Origin of the sequence: Ureibacillus sp. FSL K6-8385 (assembly GCF_038593155.1) — a bacterium.
Classification (GTDB): domain Bacteria; phylum Bacillota; class Bacilli; order Bacillales_A; family Planococcaceae; genus Ureibacillus; species Ureibacillus terrenus.
In genome coordinates this window covers 2,376,803-2,396,868 of record NZ_CP151968.1, presented here as the reverse complement: position 1 = coordinate 2,396,868, position 20,066 = coordinate 2,376,803, and the positions used below count along the sequence as shown (strand labels likewise).

At 44.0% G+C, this 20,066-nt stretch carries 16 protein-coding genes; 15 read left to right on the top strand and 1 reads right to left on the bottom strand.

The genetic code is table 11. The features are described from left to right. The first annotated feature begins 3 nt into the window (after positions 1–3). The 13 genes from NST62_RS11930 (at position 4) to NST62_RS11870 (ending at position 15,957) form a co-directional block, all read left to right on the top strand. The gene (locus NST62_RS11930) at positions 4–1,053 is read left to right on the top strand and encodes a DUF3048 domain-containing protein (RefSeq protein ID WP_141603114.1); all 1,050 of its coding nucleotides are present in this window, start codon (positions 4–6) and stop codon (positions 1,051–1,053) included. 13 nt (positions 1,054–1,066) lie between these two features. Further along, a complete protein-coding gene (locus NST62_RS11925; protein ID WP_141603113.1) occupies positions 1,067–1,384 on the top strand; it encodes a YerC/YecD family TrpR-related protein in 318 nt (105 codons plus the stop codon). 168 nt (positions 1,385–1,552) lie between these two features. Beyond that, positions 1,553–2,248, top strand: a complete 696-nt coding sequence (locus NST62_RS11920) for a heptaprenylglyceryl phosphate synthase (protein ID WP_141603112.1) — start codon at positions 1,553–1,555, stop codon at positions 2,246–2,248. A gap of 63 nt (positions 2,249–2,311) precedes the next feature. Then, a complete protein-coding gene (gene pcrA / locus NST62_RS11915) occupies positions 2,312–4,549 on the top strand; it encodes a DNA helicase PcrA (RefSeq protein ID WP_141603111.1) in 2,238 nt (745 codons plus the stop codon). Positions 4,550–4,578: 29 nt separating this feature from the next. Then, positions 4,579–6,588 carry an NAD-dependent DNA ligase LigA gene (gene ligA / locus NST62_RS11910; RefSeq protein WP_141603110.1) on the top strand — a complete coding sequence of 670 codons (2,010 nt, stop codon included), beginning with the start codon at positions 4,579–4,581 and terminating at the stop codon, positions 6,586–6,588. Between the two features lie 14 nt (positions 6,589–6,602). Next, positions 6,603–7,754 carry a CamS family sex pheromone protein gene (locus NST62_RS11905; RefSeq protein WP_141603109.1) on the top strand — a complete coding sequence of 384 codons (1,152 nt, stop codon included), beginning with the start codon at positions 6,603–6,605 and terminating at the stop codon, positions 7,752–7,754. A gap of 229 nt (positions 7,755–7,983) precedes the next feature. Continuing rightward, positions 7,984–8,280, top strand: coding sequence for an Asp-tRNA(Asn)/Glu-tRNA(Gln) amidotransferase subunit GatC (gene gatC, locus NST62_RS11900; RefSeq protein WP_141603108.1), 297 nt, complete (start codon positions 7,984–7,986; stop codon positions 8,278–8,280). 101 nt (positions 8,281–8,381) lie between these two features. After that, positions 8,382–9,842, top strand: a complete 1,461-nt coding sequence (gatA, locus tag NST62_RS11895) for an Asp-tRNA(Asn)/Glu-tRNA(Gln) amidotransferase subunit GatA (RefSeq protein ID WP_141603107.1) — start codon at positions 8,382–8,384, stop codon at positions 9,840–9,842. Positions 9,843–9,844: 2 nt separating this feature from the next. Next, positions 9,845–11,290, top strand: coding sequence for an Asp-tRNA(Asn)/Glu-tRNA(Gln) amidotransferase subunit GatB (gene gatB / locus NST62_RS11890; RefSeq protein WP_141603106.1), 1,446 nt, complete (start codon positions 9,845–9,847; stop codon positions 11,288–11,290). Positions 11,291–11,763: 473 nt separating this feature from the next. Next, positions 11,764–12,327: a thioredoxin family protein gene (locus NST62_RS11885; protein WP_141603105.1), complete on the top strand. Its 564-nt coding sequence runs from the start codon at positions 11,764–11,766 to the stop codon at positions 12,325–12,327. A gap of 139 nt (positions 12,328–12,466) precedes the next feature. Further along, complete coding sequence (locus NST62_RS11880) at positions 12,467–13,381, top strand: diacylglycerol kinase (protein ID WP_328216001.1); 915 nt, start codon at positions 12,467–12,469, stop codon at positions 13,379–13,381. A 204-nt stretch (positions 13,382–13,585) separates the two neighbouring features. Next, the gene (locus NST62_RS11875) at positions 13,586–14,932 is read left to right on the top strand and encodes a cytochrome ubiquinol oxidase subunit I (RefSeq protein WP_328220076.1); all 1,347 of its coding nucleotides are present in this window, start codon (positions 13,586–13,588) and stop codon (positions 14,930–14,932) included. Beyond that, positions 14,929–15,957, top strand: coding sequence for a cytochrome d ubiquinol oxidase subunit II (locus NST62_RS11870; RefSeq protein ID WP_141603102.1), 1,029 nt, complete (start codon positions 14,929–14,931; stop codon positions 15,955–15,957). Before NST62_RS11875 ends, NST62_RS11870 begins: the two co-directional genes overlap by 4 nt. 148 nt (positions 15,958–16,105) lie before the next feature. Here the strand turns inward: NST62_RS11870 and NST62_RS11865 are convergent, their stop codons facing one another. Next, positions 16,106–16,600, bottom strand: coding sequence for an HXXEE domain-containing protein (locus tag NST62_RS11865; protein ID WP_328215999.1), 495 nt, complete (start codon positions 16,598–16,600; stop codon positions 16,106–16,108). Positions 16,601–16,760: 160 nt separating this feature from the next. Between NST62_RS11865 and rlmD the strand changes: the two genes are divergently transcribed. Continuing rightward, complete coding sequence (gene rlmD / locus NST62_RS11860) at positions 16,761–18,128, top strand: 23S rRNA (uracil(1939)-C(5))-methyltransferase RlmD (RefSeq protein WP_342462926.1); 1,368 nt, start codon at positions 16,761–16,763, stop codon at positions 18,126–18,128. A 290-nt stretch (positions 18,129–18,418) separates the two neighbouring features. Beyond that, positions 18,419–19,984 carry a recombinase family protein gene (locus NST62_RS11855; RefSeq protein WP_342462925.1) on the top strand — a complete coding sequence of 522 codons (1,566 nt, stop codon included), beginning with the start codon at positions 18,419–18,421 and terminating at the stop codon, positions 19,982–19,984. Positions 19,985–20,066: the final 82 nt, after the last annotated feature.

Below are 20,066 nucleotides of genomic sequence, written 5' to 3'. Positions count from 1 at the left end.
AACATGTTTTCAAAAAAAATGTTGATTTTAATTGTCTCCTGCATTTTGCTTCTTGCGGCATGCGGAAAAAAAGAAAAAACTGTGGAGGATACCGAGGAACCGGTGAAGCCGGTTGAAGAAGAAAAGAAAGTGCTGTATCCAACGCCATTTACAGGTGAAATGGTGCCGGAAGAAATCACCATGAGGCCCATTCTTGCCACTATTAATAATCATCCTGCCGCCCGTCCTCAATCGGGCATTTCCAGCGCGGATGTGGTTTATGAAATGCTCGCGGAAGGCGGCGTGACAAGATTTTTGGCATTATACCAATCCGAAATCCCTGAAAAAATCGGTCCAATCCGGAGCGCCCGGTCCTACTTCGTTGAAATCGCAAAGGGCCTTGATGCCTTTTATATTGCGCACGGCTTCAGTCCGGAAGCCAAGAGGATGCTGCAGAGCGGAATGGTTGATAACATTAACGGCATGTACTATGATGGTTCTTATTTCAAACGTTCCAAAGATCGGGTGGCGCCGCACAACTCCTATTTTATCACCGAATATTTGGAAGCTGCCGCTGAAAAAGTGAACGCTTCACTTCTCTATCAGAAAAAAGTATCGTATACTTATTATAAAGAAGATGAAAATGTTAAAATAGGCGAAAAAGCGGATCAAATCCAGGTCCGTTATGGCAGAAATGAAAACTTTAACAGCAATTATGCCTATGATCCGGCCAGCAATACGTATAAGCGCTCATCTGCTGGAACGGTTACAACGGATTTATTGACGGGAGAGCCGGTGAAAGTATCCAATGTGCTGGTGTTTGAAATGGCTCACAAAGTGATTGACAGCCAGGGACGCCGTGATATAGACATTTACTCGGGAGGAAGGGCTTATCTCTTCCAGCAAGGAATGATGAGAGAAGTGCGATGGGAGAATATCGATGGCGTTTTAACGGCGGTTGAAAGCGACGGAAGCAAAGCGAAACTTGTTCCAGGAAAGACTTGGATTCATTTTATCCCTTCAAATCCGGGAATTGCCGCATCTGTCACATATACATCAGACCAGGCTAGTTGAAAGGATGGAGAAAATGCAGGTTGACAAAATTCGTGGTCCTCAAACAGATCAACTCTTCAGAGCAATTCTGGAATTAAGAGACCTAGAAGAATGTTATAGATTTTTTGATGATTTATGCACCATCAGCGAAATTCAGTCAATGGCCCAACGATTTGAAGTAGCCCATCTTTTGCGGTTGAAAAAAACTTATGAAACAATTAAAAAGGAAACAGGGGCCTCCACTGCAACGATTTCCCGTGTGCGCCGCTGCTTTGATTATGGCAACGACGCCTACGAGGAAATGTTGAGCCGGCTCTATCCGGATGAGAAGCCTTATGAACCGAAAAAATGAATGAGATGACGGTTGTCTTATGCATGTTGAAGTGCATAAGGCAATTTTTTTGTGACCGGTTTTTAAAACAGACATTTGATACAACAAAAGATTGTGATTTTCGGTAAAATCTACTTTGGGATATACTAAAATAAGCACAGAATACGATAAGAGACAGGTGAGACCTTTATGGATTTTAGAAATTGGAGACATGCATTCAAGATCGATCCGGCAAAAGAAATTTCGGACGAAGATTTGGAAAAAGTGTGCGAATCCGGCACGGATGTCATTTTGGTGGGCGGCACGGATGGGGTCACTTTGGACAATGTGCTCGAGAAACTCGCGCGAATCAGAAGATTCGCCGTGCCGGTCGCATTGGAAATTTCGTCGCTTGAAGCCGTTACGCCCGGTTTTGACTATTATTTGATTCCGACGGTTTTAAACAGCACGGACACAAAATGGGTAAAAGATTTGCATCACCAGGCCGTAAAGGATTATGGAGATATTATGGTGTGGGACGAACTGATTGCGGAAGGCTACTGCATATTGAATCCTGATTGCAAAGCGGCGAAAGCCACCGAAGCGGACGCGGATTTGACAAAGGAAGACGTCGTGGCCTATGCAAGGCTTGCGGAAAATTATTTTAAACTTCCCATTTTTTATGTCGAATACAGCGGTACTTATGGGGACGTTGAAATCGTTTCGGCGGTGAAGGAAGTATTGAATGAAACCCGGCTATTTTATGGAGGCGGCATCCGCACTGCTGAACAGGCCAAAGAGATGGCCCAATTTGCCGATACCGTCATTGTCGGGAATGTGATTTATGAAGACTTGAATGAGGCATTGAAAACGGTGGAAGCGGTAAAAAGTGTCGCGTCCAAATAACCGATGCGAAAATAATAGTGTTATAGTATAATAGAACAAATGTTTGGTATAGAGAGGTGCACCATGGAACAATTAACGAAAAATTTACTCAGCGGTCTGAATCCGCAACAGCAGCAAGCCGTCAAGACTACGGAAGGCCCTCTTCTTATAATGGCCGGCGCGGGTTCGGGAAAAACGAGGGTACTGACCCACCGCATTGCATATTTAATTGTGGAAAAGCTGGTGTATCCATCCAATATTCTGGCAATCACGTTTACCAATAAAGCCGCCAGAGAAATGCGCGAACGGATTGACGCGCTGCTCGGCAGCGGCATCTCGGAGAGCATGTGGGTTTCCACTTTCCACTCCATGTGCGTGCGCATTTTAAGAAGACATATCGACCGAATCGGCATTTCCAAAAACTTTTCGATTCTTGACGCCTCCGATCAGTTGACAGCCATCAAAAACGTCTTTAAACAGCTCAATATTGATACAAAACAATACGATCCCAGATCGGTGCTGGCCGCTATCAGTTCCGCAAAGAATGAATGCATTACGGCGGAACAATATAAAAAGAATATCAGTCCATTCAGCCCTTTTGAAAAAATTGTCGCGGATGTTTATGAAGCCTATGAAAAAATCCTTCGGAAAAACCAGTCCCTCGACTTTGACGATTTGATCCTGATGACGATTACGCTGTTTGAGCGGGTTCCGGACGTCCTGGAATATTATCAAAACAAGTTCCAGTACATTCATGTCGATGAATATCAGGATACGAACCATTCCCAATACAAACTTGTCAAAATGCTCGCTTCGAAATTCAAAAACATTTGTGTTGTGGGAGATTCCGACCAGTCCATTTACCGTTGGCGCGGAGCAGACATCCGGAACATTTTGTCCTTTGAAAAAGATTATCCAAATGCCAAAGTCATTTTACTTGAGCAAAACTACCGTTCCACAAAGCGGATTTTGCAGGCGGCAAACGATGTCATTTCCAATAATGAAAGCCGTTATCCGAAAAAGCTCCGCACGGATAATCCGACAGGGGAAAAAATCGTTTTTTACACAGCCCGCGATGAACAGGATGAAGCGCAATTCGTCGTCAAAACAATAAAAGAATTGATGGAAACGGAAGGGCGCACGTTGAAGGATTTTGCCGTTCTTTACCGCACGAATGCCCAATCCCGCGCGATGGAGGAAGTGTTGATAAAGTCCAATTTGCAATATACCATCATCGGCGGCACAAAATTCTACGACCGGAAAGAAATCAAGGACCTGTTGGCGTATTTGCGGTTGATTGCAAACAATGACGATGATTTATCCCTTGCGCGCATCATCAATGAACCGAAACGGAACATCGGGCCAACGACCTTTGAAAAAGTGGCGGCATATGCCCTCGAAAATGACATGTCCATTTTCAGGGCGTTGTATGAGGCCCCATTGATCGGTTTAACCCCGCGCGCGATCAATGCCATTGAACAATTCCGTGAACTGATTGAAGGCTTTACGAAAATGCAGGATTATTTATCCGTGACGGAATTGGTGGAAGAGGTCATCGAAAAATCGGGTTACCGGGCGATGCTGGAGAAGGAGAATACGATTGAATCCCAAAGCCGGTTGGAAAACCTTGAAGAATTTTTATCTGTAACGAAGGCCTTTGAAGAAAGAAGCGAAGACAAGTCCCTTGTCGCTTTCTTGACCGACCTTGCCCTCATTTCGGATATCGATTCGCTCGATGAAGAAAAGGATTCAAATGAAAGCATCGTCTTAATGACGCTTCACTCCGCCAAGGGATTGGAGTTTCCGGTGGTATTCATCATCGGCATGGAAGAGAATATTTTCCCTCATTCCCGCGCTATCGGGGATAAAGAAGAGATGGAAGAGGAACGCCGTTTAGCCTATGTGGGAATCACAAGAGCCGAAGAACGCCTTTATTTGACATGCGCTTCCTACCGTACCCTTTATGGCCGTTCCAATTCAAATCTGCCATCACGTTTCATTGATGAAATCTCGGATGACATCATTGATTCAAAATCATATCGTTTTGATTATGGAAGACGAGAGTTGCCTTTTAGGGAAAAGAAAGTTCAACAAAACATAAGAAGAAATGTCCAACCGAAAGTGAAATTTGCCTCACCGCAGTTGACCGGCGGCGAAGAGTTTCAATGGAAAGTCGGGGACAAAGCGGTCCATGCTAAATGGGGAACAGGCGTCGTCGTAAGCATCAAAGGGGAAGGCGACGACATGGAGCTCGATATAGCCTTTCCGGACAAAGGAATCAAAAGGCTGCTTGCGAAATTCGCCCCGATCAAAAAAGCTTAAAAGAAATTGGATAGTGCTGGAGGAGTATGATGAAAGATAAGAAGGATCTCGAAAAACGCGTTGCTGAACTGAACAAGCTTTTGCACGAATATGCCTATGCCTACTATGTGTTGGACAAGCCGCTGGTTCCCGATGCAGTGTACGACCAGCTGATGCTGGAATTGATGGAAATTGAAAAGGAACATCCGGAGCTTGTTTATCCCGATTCGCCGACTCAGCGGGTCGGAGGAAAGCCTCTTGAAGGGTTTAAAAAAGTGACCCACCGATATCCGATGCTAAGCCTTTCCAACGCCTTCAACGAAGAGGAGCTGCGGGATTTCGACCGGAAAATCCGGCAGGCCATCGGAGATGATTATAACTATGTGTGCGAACTGAAAATCGATGGTCTGGCGATTGCATTGCGATATGAAAACGGGATTTTCGTGCAAGGGGCCACCCGCGGCGACGGCTCAGTGGGCGAAGATATTACGGTGAATTTAAAAACGATTAAAGACATTCCTTTGCGCTTGAGGGAGCCGGTAACGATCGAAGTGCGCGGAGAGGCTTACATGCCGAAGAAATCTTTCGCGGAATTGAATAGGGAGCGGGAGGAGAATGGCGAAGACCTTTTCGCCAATCCTCGGAACGCGGCTGCAGGCTCCTTGCGCCAGCTTGACCCGAAAATTACCGCTTCCAGAAACTTGGCAACGTTTATTTACGGGATTGGCGGCAACGGAGAAGCTTTTGGAATCGACAATCATGCGCAAATGCTTGACTATCTTGAAACTCTTGGATTCAGAGTCAATAAAGAACGAGCGGTTTGTGAAACAATTGATGATGTTTTGGCGTTTATAGAAAAGTGGACCGAAGATCGTCCAAACTTGCCTTACGAAATCGACGGCATTGTCATCAAAGTGAACCGCTTTGCGCAACAGGAGGAACTTGGAAATACAGTGAAAAGCCCCCGCTGGGCAATCGCTTATAAGTTCCCGGCGGAAGAAGCCAGTACGAAAGTGCTTGACATAGAATTAACCGTTGGACGCACGGGGGTTGTGACGCCCACAGCCATCCTTGAGCCGGTGAAAATTGCCGGTTCGACGGTTTCGCGGGCTTCCCTTCATAACGAAGATCTGATTCGTGAAAAAGATATCCGGATCGGCGATACCGTCATCGTTCATAAAGCAGGCGATATTATTCCGGAAGTTGTCCGGGTGATTTTCGAGCAGCGGCCGGAAGGAACGGTTCCGTTTAATATGCCTGAACATTGTCCCGCCTGCGGAAGCCAACTTGTCCGCATCGATGACGAAGTGGCCATTCGCTGCGTCAATCCTTCCTGTCCGGCTCAGATAGCTGAAGGCATCAAACATTTTGTTTCAAGAAATGCTATGAATATTGACGGTCTGGGAGAAAAAATAACGGAATTGCTGCTAAAAGAAAACTATATCCGTGACGTGGCGGATCTTTATTATCTGAAAGCGGAAGAACTGGCAAAATTGGAACGGATGGGGGAGCTATCTGCATCGAATTTAATCAATGCGATTGAACGTTCCAAGGAAAATTCGTTGGAACGCCTATTGTTCGGCCTTGGCATTCGTCATGTCGGCGAAAAAGCGGCAAAACTCATTGCCCAAGAATTCGGCACGATGGACCGTGTCATGGAAGCGACGGAAGAGGAATTAATGTCCATCTATGAAATCGGCGAAAAGATTGCAAAGTCTGTTGTTTCATATTTCAAAAAAGAGGAAGCCAAAGACTTGATTAACCGGCTGAAAGCAGCCGGCGTCAACATGACTTATAAAGGCAAAAAGAATACTGAAGCGCTTGCGCAAAGTCCGTTTGCAGGAAAAACGATCGTATTGACGGGAAAATTGGAACGATTGACACGCAATGAAGCAAAGGAGAAAATAGAAGAGTTAGGTGGTAAAGTGACGGGAAGCGTCAGCAAAAAGACGGATCTTGTCATTGCAGGAGCCGATGCAGGTTCAAAATTGACAAAAGCGCAAGAACTGGGCATCGAAATTTGGGACGAAAACCGCTTTATGGAAGAATTAGAAAAGTAAAGGGGATTCAAACGATGAAACGATTTCGCTGGATACCGGCGATGGTCGTTGTTGCAATGCTTGCAGGTTGTGTACCATCCTTTCGCGAAAATAAGGAAGTAGTGGGACCAAATCAGGAATCTGAAGCAGAAGTTGAAACGACAATCATCCCAAATATGCAGTTGGATGACAACTATTACAAGACGCTAATTCCATATAAAGAAAGCGCCGCCCGCGGACTTGTCGTATCCAACATTTATACGAAATACGACATTAAAGAAGCGGAAGAAGGATTAATGCGCATTTCGCAAAACGAATTCGGCACGGACAGCTACTATTTCCAGGAAGGCCAATATTTGGACAGCGAAACTGTGGGGAATTGGCTGGCTCGAAAAAGCGCCAAAAAACCGGAAGGGCTGAATCCTCCGGCTGATGAAGGAATGGATCCTGTGAAGCGGGCGAAAGAAGCGCCAATCTATTTGGCCCATATCATTGAGCAAAACTACTTGAAGAAGACGAGGGACGACAAGGTGGCCCTCGGAGGAATTTCCATCGGCCTTGCATTAAATTCCATTTACTATTATCAAAAGGAACAGTATGGGGAATGGTACGATGAGCCGATTCCTCAAGAACAATTGGAAAAGAAAGGAAAAGAAATGGCGGAGGAAATTGTCCGCCGGCTGAGAGCAAGGGCGGAATTGCAGGATATTCCAATCGTGATTGCGCTGTTTAAACAGGAGGCCCGCAATTCCATCGTTCCGGGAACGTATTTTGCTTATAGTGTAGCGAAACCCGGAAAAACGGAATTGGGCCAATGGATTGCAATCGACGAAAAATATGTATCGTTCCCTATGTCAAATCCGGAAGACATTTACCGGGATACGAACACGAAATTCCTGAACTTTAAACAGGATATTTTAAAATATTTTTCCAACTATACAAATGTAATCGGCAAAGGGTTTTACCAAAATGGCCAGCTTGTCAAATTATCCATCGAAGTGCCGATCCAATTCTATGGAACGACGGAGATTATCGGGTTTACCCAATATTTGACAGGTACTTTAATGAAAAGATTTCCCGACAGCATCGATATCGAAGTGAGCATAACATCCATCAACGGACCAGAGGCCTTAATATTGAAAGACCGTGATGATAAAGAACCGTTTGTCCATATTTATGAATATTGACCGTTTCATTGAAATATGAGGGTTCATAGCTTCTTGGAAACAGTGTTGCGATTGACGTGACACTGTTTCCAATTGTTTATTTTTGTGAAGTCATGTTTGAAAATTGACGGTTTTTGGGGATAATTGTAAAGTAATTGGTTTATTAAAGGATTTTCCAAGAAACGTGTGATTTTTCGATGGAAAAATGGTATTATTATTGCCAGGTTTATGAAATGTGGAGGTGTGTTCAATGACAAAGTTGACGAAGGAAGAAGTAAAGCACGTTGCCCACTTGGCCCGATTGGCGCTTACGGATGAAGAAGTGGAAAAGTTCACGGAACAGCTTGGAGCCATTACAGAATATGTGCAAACTTTAAATGAATTGGATACGACAAATGTAGAACCGACTTCCCACGTGCTTCCAATCGTGAATGTCATGCGCGAAGACGTGGCTGAAAAAGGATTGGATTTGGAAAAAGTCTTATTAAATGTGAAAGAACATGAAAATGGCCTTGTTAAAGTGCCGCCAATTTTAGAAGAAGAATAATTTCGCAAGTTCAATGGCAAAGGCCATTATTTTTATGTATATGAAAAATGCTTGTATTTTCCAATTTTGCCGATGCCTATTTTTAAGAAGGAGGGAATTTCATGACGTTGTTAGAACGTTCATCGAAAGAATTGCAGGAAGGTTTACATAAAGGCGAATTCAAACTGGTTGACCTGATAAATGAAACCTATCAAAGAATTGAAGAAGTCGATGGGGATGTACAAGCGTTTCTTGCTTTAAATAAAGAAAAAGCGCTGGAAGAAGCGAAAGAAAAAGACCAAGTTCCTCCAAATGAGCGAGGACCTTTGTTTGGTCTCCCAATCGGCATCAAAGACAATATCGTGACGGAAGGGCTCGAAACGACATGCGCTTCCAAAATCTTGAAAGGATTTATTCCGATTTATGATGCGACGGTCATCAAAAAAATTAAAGAAGCAGGCATGATCATCGTCGGAAAACTCAACATGGACGAATTTGCGATGGGATCCTCAACAGAAACTTCTTATTATAAAAAGACAAAAAACCCTTGGGATCTTGAACGGGTGCCAGGAGGTTCTTCAGGCGGTTCCGCCGCAAGTGTAGCGGCCGGTGAAGTGCCATTTGCATTGGGAACAGACACAGGAGGTTCCATCCGCCAGCCTGCCGCATTCTGTGGCGTTGTCGGAATGAAACCGACGTATGGCCGCGTATCCCGCTTTGGCGCAGTTGCGTTCGCATCATCCCTTGACCAAATCGGGCCAATCACCCGCAATGTGTACGACAATGCTTTATTGCTTGAAGTGATTGCCGGGGTGGACCCTAACGACTCTACAAGTGCAGACGTTCCGGTGCCAAATTATGTTTCAAAATTGGACGGCAATATTCAAGGGCTTCGCATCGCCGTTCCAAAAGAATTCTTGGGTGAAGGCGTAGGCGAATCTGTGCGCCAATCCGTACTGGATGCCCTTGAGGTGTTCAAAAGCCTTGGCGCGACAGTGGAAGAAGTATCCCTTCCTCATTCTAAATATGCTTTGGCTACTTATTATATTCTTTCATCATCAGAAGCTTCATCCAACCTTGCCCGTTATGATGGAATCCGCTACGGTTTCCGCGCGGAAGGCGTGAAAAACTTGATGGACTTATACAAACAGACACGCGCGCAAGGATTCGGCGATGAAGTGAAACGCCGCATCATGCTCGGAACTTATTCGCTTTCTGCGGGAACTTACGATGCTTACTACAAAAAAGCGCAGCAAGTCCGTACATTGATTAAACAAGACTACGATAAAGTGTTTGAAGATTACGATGTCATTGTAGGGCCAACAACGCCGTCACCGGCATTCAAACTTGGCGAAAAAATCGATGATCCATTGACAATGTACGCAAACGATATATTAACAATTCCAATCAACTTGGCCGGCGTGCCTGCCATCTCCATCCCATGCGGATTTGACAATGGCTTGCCGCTCGGATTGCAAATCATCGGCAAACACTTTGACGAAGAAACGGTTTACCGTGCAGCTTACGCTTTTGAACAAGCAACCGATTTCCATAAACAAACTCCTGGATTGGGGGGCAAATAATCATGAATTTTGAAACAGTCATCGGTCTTGAAGTACACGTTGAATTAAAAACGAATTCAAAAATCTTCTCTACAGCGCCAAACCAATTCGGCGCGGAGCCGAATACCAATACAACCGTTTACGATCTTGCATATCCCGGCGTGCTTCCGGTTTTAAATAAAAATGTGGTCGAATATGCCATGAAAGCGGCTCTTGCGTTAAATATGAAAATCAACCAGCACACAAAATTCGACCGTAAAAACTACTTCTATCCGGACAACCCGAGCGGCTACCAAATTTCACAATACGACAAACCGATCGGCTATGACGGCTGGATTGAAATCGAAGTGCCTGAAAAAGAGGGAAGACCGGGGTATAAGAAACGGATCGGCATCACGCGTCTTCATATGGAAGAAGACGCCGGTAAATTATTGCACGGCGACGGCTACTCGCTCGTGGACTTTAACCGCAAAGGAACGCCGCTTTTGGAAATCGTCTCCGAACCGGATATCCGCAGTCCGGAAGAAGCTTATCTATACCTTGAAAAATTAAAATCTATCATTCAATATACAGGCGTTTCTGATGTGAAAATGGAGGAAGGTTCATTGCGCTGCGACGCGAACATTTCCCTTCGCCCATACGGACAAAAAGAATTCGGTACGAAAACGGAATTGAAAAACTTGAACTCTTTCAACTTTGTCCGCAAAGGGCTTGAATATGAAGAAAAACGCCAGGCGGAAATTTTGATGAGCGGCGGCGTCATCAAGCAGGAAACTCGCCGTTTCGATGAAAAGACAGGCAAAACCATTCTGATGCGCGTCAAAGAAGCTGCAGAAGACTACCGCTACTTCCCAGAGCCTGATTTAGTTCATCTCGTGATCGATGATGAATGGCTCGAACGCGTGAAAGCATCCCTTCCTGAACTGCCGGATGCCCGCAAAAAACGCTATATGGAAGAGCTTGGTTTGTCACAATACGATGCGAATGTGCTCGTAGTAAACAAAAGCATTTCCGACTTCTTTGATGAAATGGTGAAATTAGGGGCAGATCCAAAACTTTCCGCCAACTGGCTGATGGGTGACGTAGCCGCATACTTGAACGCGGAACAAGTGGAAATCACAGAAACAAAATTAACGCCGGAAAACTTGGCAGGATTGGTAAAACTCATCTCGGACGGAACCATCTCCTCCAAAATCGCGAAAAAAGTATTCAATGAGCTTGTGAAAAACGGGGGAGACCCTGAAAAAATCGTAAAAGAGAAAGGATTAATCCAAATTTCCGATCCGAACGTACTTCTTCCAATTATTAAAGAAGTGCTCGACAACAATCCGCAATCCATCGAAGACTACAAAAACGGTAAAGACCGGGCAATCGGCTTCCTGGTGGGCCAAATCATGAAAGCCACAAAAGGACAAGCCAACCCGCCAATGGTCAACAAATTATTGCTTGAAGAAATTAATAAACGATAAGTTAAGAGGTTTTTCTGCGCCGCATAAGCTGTTATGGCTTATGCGGCTTTTCATTATTTGAATTGAATGAGGGCTTTATCTGATAGTTGATAGGATTGTAGAATTGCAAATCGTGCGTAGACCACTTTATTTAGTGTGCTTACTTCCACATTTCGTGCGGATGAGGACCCATTTCGTGCATTTGCTACTTTAATTCGTGCGGATGCTGCTTTATTTAGTGCGTGTACCTTCTTATTTGGTGCAGATACTGCTTCGTTTCGTGCGTTTGTTCCTATATTTTGTGCGTATGCAACTTCAATTCGTGCGTTTACTTCCTCAATTAGTGCATATACAACAGCAATTAGTTCGGATGGAACCACATTTGGTGCGGATACTATCCTCACTCTTATATATATCTACTCAACTTCTGCAAAATCAAAAACATTGCCAATCCCTCCCTTTCCATGCAGAATAGAACAAAAGGGGGTTATCACGTGAAAACAGAACAACAATATTTCGAACAAGGGATTTCCATGGTGGAATACATGGACAGAATGAAAACGAATTTAAAAGAAGGAAGCTTTGAAATCTACAACAATTTTCCGATTGATGAAAATGACGAACTCATCGCCCTACTGAAAGAAAAAAAGCCGCACATTTTAGCCATTACAGAAGATTGGTGCGGGGATGCCATGCTCAATAACCCGATCATCCGCAAAATTGCCGAAGCTGCCCAACTAGACATTCGCTGCGTTTACCGGGATGAAGACACAGACTTGATCGACCGTTACTTGACAAACGGAGGAAGGGCCATTCCAATCTATTTATTTCTCGATCAAAACGGACAAGTAATTGGAAAATGGGGGCCAAGAGCACCTGAACTGCAGCAAATGGTGGTGGAAGCTAGAGCAAAATTGCCGGAAAAAGATGATCCAACATTTGAAGAAAAGCAAAAAGAATTGTATACTACATTGCAGGAGAAATTTGTCAAAGACCCGCAATGCGCGAAATGGGTTTATGAAGATATGAAAAAAGTTATAATAGAGATGTTGTCTTAAATAAACATCGATAGAAAGAAAAAATTCCCTTCCACTGGACGGGGAATTTTCTATTGTTCAATCTCTTTTTGATCCTGGAACTTTCCTGATTACATAAGCGTTGATAAATTAAATGATAATAAAATAGGATGGCGAAAATATGAAAAGAGCGAGAATTATTTATAATCCAACATCAGGCAGAGAACTTTTCAAAAAGCATTTACCAGAAGTGCTGGAGAAGCTGGAAATGGCCGGCTATGAAACTTCCTGCCATGCAACGACGGGAGCAGGGGATGCAAAGGAGGCAGCCGCAAAAGCGGTGGAACGGGGATTTGATATTGTTGTTGCAGCAGGCGGGGATGGCACATTAAACGAAGTCGTATCCGGAATCAGTCCATTTGAAAATCGTCCGAAACTCGGTGTCATTCCAATGGGGACAACGAACGATTTCGCCCGTGCCCTCCATATCCCGAGAAAAATTGAGGATGCCGTTGATGTCATTGTAAAAGGTGACACAATCCCGGTTGACGTTGGATTATTAAATGAGGAGCGCTATTTCATCAACATCGCAGCCGGTGGACGCATCACGGAATTGACCTATGAAGTGCCAAGCAAAATGAAAACGGTTTTGGGTCAGTTGGCATACTATTTGAAAGGGCTCGAAATGCTTCCTTCCATCAAAGCGACCAACATGCGCTTTGAAATTGATGATGAAATATTCGAAGGGGAAGTGATGGCCTTCTTATGCGCCCTTACGAATTCCGTCGGCGGTTTTGAAAAAATCGCTCCCGATTCCAGCATCAATGACGGCAAATTCACGATGATGATTTTGAAAAAATGCAGTTTGGCCGATTTCATCAAAGTGCTGACATCGGCTCTCCGCGGCGAACATTTAAGCGACCCGAATGTCATTTATCGCAAAGCCAGCATCGTGAAAGTGACGTCCGATGAAGAAGTGCTGATCAATTTGGATGGTGAATTGGGAGGAAAAGCGCCGGCCACTTTCCAAAACTTGAAACGGCATATTGAAGTGTTTGTGCCGATTGATAATATCCGTGAACTCGACCGTGTGTAATTTCCGATGGAAGAACCTATACAAATGCTATGAAGCGTTTGTATAGGTTTTTTTTATTGACGCAAAATAACTGGGGATGAAAGGGGTTCATAGAAAATGTATAAAAAGCAGGAAAAATGGTTGATTTATTTATCCTTTGGCGTTGCCATCATTATGCTTCTTTCCATCATCGGGAGAATCTTCGGCAGTTAGGAGGTGCCACGAATGAACGAGTCCGCCGTGTTTTGGAGCCGGTTGTTGACAGAGCTGACGTTAACCTTTCATATTATTTACGCAACGATTGGCGTTGGAGTGCCTTTAATGATTATGATTGCCCAGTGGGTTGGGATGAAGAAGAACGATGAACATTATATTCTCCTGGCCAGAAGGATTACGAGGGGATTTGTTATTACGGTGGCTGTTGGGGTGGTGACCGGAACGGCGATCGGTTTGCAGCTTTCCCTGCTGTGGCCCAATTTTATGCAGCTGGCAGGACAAGTCATTGCACTGCCGCTGTTCATGGAAACATTCGCTTTCTTCTTTGAGGCGATCTTTTTGGGGATCTACTTATATACGTGGGACCGGTTTGATAATCAAAAAAAGCATATGCTTCTTCTCGTTCCGGTTGCCATTGGCGCATCCATTTCCGCCGTTTTCATCACCATCGTGAATTCGTTTATGAATACGCCGCAAGGATTTGAAGTGGTGAGCGGCCAACTTGTGAACATCCAGCCGCTTGTTGCCATGTTCAACCCATCCATGCCGACGAAAGTGGCCCATGTTTTAGCTTCCGCCTACATGACCTCCGCCTTTTTATTGGCATCCATTGCAGCCTATCGGTTGTTGAGGGGATCAAATCATCCCTATTATAAAAAATCGTTGTTTCTCATGATGAAGATGGGCTTGATTTTCTCCATCGCCACGGCGGTCATCGGCGACTTTTCAGGAAAGTTTTTGGCGGAATATCAACCGGAAAAATTGGCCGCAGCCGAATGGCATTTTGAAACGGAAGAAGCGGCTCCTCTCATTTTAATGGGATTCATGGATGAGGAGCAAAATATTAAATTTGCCATTGAAATCCCTTATCTGTTGAGCATTTTGGCTTACGGAAATCCAATGGCGGAAGTGACCGGGCTGAACGACTTTCCGGAAGATGAAATTCCGCCGCTCTATATCCATTATTTATTTAACCTCATGGTGTTGATAGGAACGGCAATGATACTTGTGTCTGTTCTGTATGTGGCAGGAGTATGGAGGGGATGGGGGTTTATTCACCGTCCTTGGTTCCGATGGGTTACCGTTCTGGGCGGGCCATTAACCATCATCGCCATTGAAGCGGGTTGGTGGCTCGCGGAAGTGGGGAGACAGCCGTGGATTTTACGGGGATATATGCGGACAGCGGAAGGCGCGACGACAAGCGATCAGGTGGATCTGATGTTTATTTTATTCTGCATTTTATATCTTGTTTTGGGGATTGGAAGTGTCGTTGTATTAAGAAGAATGTACCGTTTAAACCCGATTGAGCGGGAAATCGAAGACCGGATGGCTGAAATGAAAGGGGTCGGGCGATGAGTCTTGAAGTGTTGGGAATAATCGTGTTATGGATTTTTCTTTTCGGATATGTCATTGTGGCTTCCATTGATTTTGGCGCCGGTTTTTTCAATGCGTACAGCTTATTGACGGGAAGATCCCATATTTTATCGAACATCATTCAGCGGTATTTATCGCCGGTATGGGAAGTGACCAACGTTTTTTTGGTGTTTTTCTTTGTCGGCATCGTCGGGTTCTTTCCCAAAACCGCCTTTTATTACGGCACGGTTTTGTTGGTGCCCGTAAGCATTGCGATCATTTTATTGGCGATCAGGGGTTCATATTACGCCTTTGAATCATACGGGTCGAGGGGGCATAAAGGATATGCCTTCGCGTATGGGGTATCCGGCTTATTGATTCCATCCTCCCTTTCCGTCGTGCTGACGATTTCGGAAGGGGGATTTGTGGAGATCGTTGACGGCTCCCCTGTCCTTGATTATTGGGCGCTTTTCACAAGCCCTTTGACGTGGAGCATCGTTCTCTTAAGCATTGCCAGCGTACTGTATATTTCCGCCGTGTTTTTAACATGGTATGCATGGAAGGCGCAAGATCTGAATGCTTCTGAACTGATGAGAAAATACGCGCTCACATGGTCGGGTCCCTTAATGTTAATGGCGGCGGCGATCATTATTCAAATGCAGGAGCATAACCCGGACCGGTTCCGTAATATGATTTCCATTTGGCCGATGTTTGGCGTTTCCGCAATTTTATTTTTGTTGACGGTCTGGCTGTTGTGGAAGAAACGGGGTCTCGGGCTTTCGGTCGGATTGTTGATTCTTCAGTTTCTATTCGCCTTTTTTGCATACGGCATTTCCCATTATCCGTATTTGTTGTATCCATATTTGACCATTTACGAAGGATTCACGAATCAGGAAATGGCCATCGCGTTGGTCATTGCCTTTATTGCAGGGCTCTGCCTGCTCATTCCATCCCTCTATTTAATATTCCGGTTGTTTGTGTTTAACAAGGAGTACGTGACGGGGAACCAAAAAGATTTTCATGCGTAGGAGGGTTTGCGATGAATGAATTTATGATGTTTGTGGCCCCTTTTTTGATGGTCCTGCTTTCGTTGGTGGTCGCCTTTTTTACGGCCCCTTTGGATCAAGGGGTAAGGGAAGAAGAAAAATAAACTCCCGCTCAAACTGCGGGAGTTTTTTATTTGGGTTCACGGGAAAAAGCCATTTTTCCGCCCGCTTTAAATAATAACGGAATCAAGGTGAGTAGAAGGCTTCCAACCGCAATGGTCGATATGATAAGCTCTTTCCAAGTAATATAATGGTTTTGGAACATTCGAACGATGATGAATGTATTGATGGGAAGGTTCAGGAATAATCCTGTGAGAAGCCCGGGGGCATACTGTTTCATCAAAATCGTTGCAATCAGGTGCGGAAAAATCGCATTCACGATCATGGAACCTAAAAATCCGATGAAAACCCATTTGGCCAATTCTGATTCAGGCTTATAGAAAAAATAAAATGCGGATAAATAAGCCAGTATAGTAATGACAGTCACGGCAAAACGAAATTCACCCGGGGTAACGGGTTTATGAAACATCGAAGCTTGTTGTGACCATTCCGGCAACCAAATGGCTTCCTCGATATTATGAAGGGTAATGGCAATGCAAAACAATGCGACAAGATAAAAGTCCATCTTCATCCACCCAATACATAGTGATACTTCAATTTTACAAGCGGTTCGGAAAAAATGAAATTTCAATATATCCTTATTCTATTTTGAGGTAGAATAATATTTGTTTGATTTTAATAAAAACTCCGTGCGACAAAGAAAAACGAAATGGAGGACGGAATGTATGACAGCACCCGTAAAGAAAAATGATCGAGTAACGGTTTATATAGAAGATTTAACCCATGAAGGCCTGGGCGTGGGAAAAGTGGATGGGTATCCATTATTTATCCATGGAGCGTTGCCTCAAGAAACGGCGGAAGTGCATGTATTAAAAACGTTAAAAAGCTACGGCTTTGCCAAAATTGTAGAATTGAAAGAACCTTCACCGGACCGGGTGGAAGCGCCTTGCATGTACTTTGGAAAATGCGGCGGTTGCCAATTGCAGCATTTATCTTATGAAGGCCAATTGCATTGGAAAGAAAACATGGTCCGCAATGTGATGAAACGCATCGGGAAAATCGAAGCGCCGGTGCGTCCGATTAAAGGAATGGAACACCCTTGGAATTACCGCAACAAATCGCAAATTCCGTTTGCGATGGGTGAGTCCGGTCCGATTGCGGGATTCTACAAATCAAGAACCCATGACATTGTGGATATGGAACGCTGCCTCATCCAAATGAGTGAAGCGGATATCATCATGGCCAATTTGAAAAAAGAGTTGGAGAAGATCGGGATCGAGCCTTACAATGAAACGACTCATCAAGGAATGCTCCGCCATGTGATTGTACGGACAGGAAGAGCTACCGGCGAAGTGATGGTGGTGCTCGTTACAAAAAAACGCAAATTTCCTCAGAAGGATGCGGCGGTGGAAGTGATTCGAAAACTCATTCCACACGTCACATCCATCGTACAAAATGTGAACAGTGAAAAAACGAATGTCATTTTAGGAAAAGAAACGATGACGCTTTGGGGGAAAGAGACAATAGAAGACACAATCGGCGACATCCGCTTTGAAATCTCCGCCCGCTCCTTCTACCAAGTGAACCCGGTGCAAACGGAAGTGCTGTACAACCAGGCGTTGGAGTATGCGGCGCTGACGGGGGAAGAAACGGTCATCGACGCCTATTGCGGCATTGGGACGATTTCCTTATTTCTGGCGAAAAAAGCGAAACAAGTGATGGGCGTCGAAATCGTTGAGGAAGCCATCGAGGACGCCAAACGAAATGCGGAACTGAACGGCTTTGCCAACACGTATTTTGAAGCGGGCCCGGCGGAAGAAGTGATTCCCCGCTGGTACAAGGAAGGGAAACGCGCGGACGTCCTCGTTGTCGACCCGCCGCGCAAAGGCTGCGACCAGGCATTGCTGAACACCATCATCGAATTCAAACCAAAGCGGGTGGTGTATGTATCCTGCAACCCTTCCACTTTAGCGCGGGACTTGCGCATTTTGGAAGACGGGGGATATAAAACGATGGAGATTACCCCAGTGGACATGTTTCCTCAAACGACGCATGTGGAGTGCGTGGTATTGATGTCAAGGGTTGAGAAATAAAGATACTTTAAGCACTTATAGATAAAGGGTTTCCTGACATTGAATTTTTCTCATGACATCTTTGTCGAGGACGTTAATGTCGGGAAACCCTTATTTTTATTCTTTGAGGAAACATGTCAACTACCATGAAAGTGATAGGGATCGAGTTGATAGGTTAGATTTTTTATTGGGGTTGAGAAGGCAGGATAGATAATTAAAAAGATACCATAGGACAAGTAATTCAGAAGTATACAAATCCTTTTACACAAGCTGATATGTATACAGCTTAATAGAAAGTGAGGTGCAGCAAGATGGCAGTTAATAAAAATGTAATGATTATACCTGCAATAAAACGTGTAGGCAACAATCGAAAAGAAGATGAAACACCAAAACTTCGGGTCGCTGCTTATTGCAGAGTTTCTACAGATAGTGATGAGCAGGCTAGTAGTTACGAAGTGCAGATTGAACACTATACAGAGTTTATCAAGAAGAATTCAGAGTGGGAATTTGCAGGGATCTTTGCTGATGATGGCATCAGCGGTACAAATACAAAAAATCGTGATGAATTTAATCGAATGATTGATGAGTGCATGGCTGGGAAAATTGATATGGTTATTACCAAATCAATAAGCCGATTTGCTAGAAATACCTTGGATTGTCTACAATACATCAGGAAACTTAAAGATAAAAATGTAGCGGTATATTTTGAAAAAGAAAATATCAATACACTGGATGCCAAAGGTGAAATTATGCTTACCATTATGGCATCCTTAGCGCAACAAGAGAGCCAGTCATTAAGCCAGAATGTAAAGCTTGGCTATCAATACCGGTACCAACAGGGAGAGGTAATGGTCAATTGTTCTAGGTTTTTAGGATATACCAAAGATGAAAATAAGCGATTAGTAATTGTGCCGGAGGAAGCTGAAATAGTAAAAAGAATTTACCGAGAGTACCTTGAAGGCTCCAGTATGGATAAAATCAAAAAAGGACTTGAAGCTGATGGCATACTTACAGGCGCGGGGAAAAAAAGGTGGCATACCAGTACTATAAGGAAAATATTAAGCAATGAAAAATACATTGGTGATGCACTGCTCCAAAAAACTTATACGGTAGATTTTCTTACAAAAAAGAGGGTTGTAAATAACGGAATCGTACCTCAGTATTATGTAGAGAATAACCATGAAGCCATTATCCCGCGTGAAATTTTCATGCAGGTACAAGAAGAGTTAGTTCGTAGAAGTAGAGGACATATAAGTACTAGTGGAAAGAAAAGAAACTTTAGTTCAAATCATGTATTTTCGCAAATTATCTTCTGTGGAGAGTGTGGCGAAATATACCGTAGAGTTCATTGGAATAACCGAGGTAAAAAATCGATTGTTTGGAGATGCGTCAGTAGGCTTGAGAATACAGGGTTAGCTTGTCATTCCCGAACCGTGCTGGAGGATATGATAGGTATTGCTACGGTGGATGCAATTAATAAACTGATAGGGCAAAAGGATGGATTTTTGCTTACCTTAAAGGAAAATATAGAAACAGTGATAAGTGAAACGGACAATAATGTTGTTTCCGAGATAGATAAAAAGCTAGAGGAATTACAAAAAGACCTTTTGAGACTGGCCAATTCCAAAGAGGATTATAACGACATTGCTGATGAGATTTACAGGCTCAGAGAGGAAAGGCATAAGGCTTTAGCAGAAGAAGCTGGCAAAAAAGGCTCCAAGCAAAGGCTAGAAGATATGGAAAAATTCCTAAATGAACAATCCACCCTCCTTGAGGAGTATGATGAGCAACTAGTAAGGAGACTTATAGAGAAAATAACGGTCTATGATGATAAACTAACTATTGAATTTAAATCTGGTGTAGAAGTAGATGTATAAACATAACCTTCATGAATGACCACCATTCAGGAGATATATTCTCTTGATTGGTGGTTTTCTTTCATTGACTGGAATTGGTAAA

What these genes read in the sequence shown, in the direction of transcription:
- NST62_RS11870 (WP_141603102.1), top strand. Translation starts at nt 14,929, where the DNA reads ATGAGTCTTGAAGTGTTGGGAATAATCGTGTTATGGATTTTTCTTTTC.
- gatB (WP_141603106.1), top strand. Translation starts at nt 9,845, where the DNA reads ATGAATTTTGAAACAGTCATCGGTCTTGAAGTACACGTTGAATTAAAA.
- ligA (WP_141603110.1), top strand. Translation starts at nt 4,579, where the DNA reads ATGAAAGATAAGAAGGATCTCGAAAAACGCGTTGCTGAACTGAACAAG.
- NST62_RS11865 (WP_328215999.1), bottom strand. Translation starts at nt 16,600, where the DNA reads ATGGACTTTTATCTTGTCGCATTGTTTTGCATTGCCATTACCCTTCAT.
- NST62_RS11875 (WP_328220076.1), top strand. Translation starts at nt 13,586, where the DNA reads ATGAACGAGTCCGCCGTGTTTTGGAGCCGGTTGTTGACAGAGCTGACG.
- gatA (WP_141603107.1), top strand. Translation starts at nt 8,382, where the DNA reads ATGACGTTGTTAGAACGTTCATCGAAAGAATTGCAGGAAGGTTTACAT.
- gatC (WP_141603108.1), top strand. Translation starts at nt 7,984, where the DNA reads ATGACAAAGTTGACGAAGGAAGAAGTAAAGCACGTTGCCCACTTGGCC.
- rlmD (WP_342462926.1), top strand. Translation starts at nt 16,761, where the DNA reads ATGACAGCACCCGTAAAGAAAAATGATCGAGTAACGGTTTATATAGAA.
- NST62_RS11920 (WP_141603112.1), top strand. Translation starts at nt 1,553, where the DNA reads ATGGATTTTAGAAATTGGAGACATGCATTCAAGATCGATCCGGCAAAA.
- NST62_RS11930 (WP_141603114.1), top strand. Translation starts at nt 4, where the DNA reads ATGTTTTCAAAAAAAATGTTGATTTTAATTGTCTCCTGCATTTTGCTT.
- NST62_RS11880 (WP_328216001.1), top strand. Translation starts at nt 12,467, where the DNA reads ATGAAAAGAGCGAGAATTATTTATAATCCAACATCAGGCAGAGAACTT.
- NST62_RS11905 (WP_141603109.1), top strand. Translation starts at nt 6,603, where the DNA reads ATGAAACGATTTCGCTGGATACCGGCGATGGTCGTTGTTGCAATGCTT.
- NST62_RS11925 (WP_141603113.1), top strand. Translation starts at nt 1,067, where the DNA reads ATGCAGGTTGACAAAATTCGTGGTCCTCAAACAGATCAACTCTTCAGA.
- NST62_RS11855 (WP_342462925.1), top strand. Translation starts at nt 18,419, where the DNA reads ATGGCAGTTAATAAAAATGTAATGATTATACCTGCAATAAAACGTGTA.
- pcrA (WP_141603111.1), top strand. Translation starts at nt 2,312, where the DNA reads ATGGAACAATTAACGAAAAATTTACTCAGCGGTCTGAATCCGCAACAG.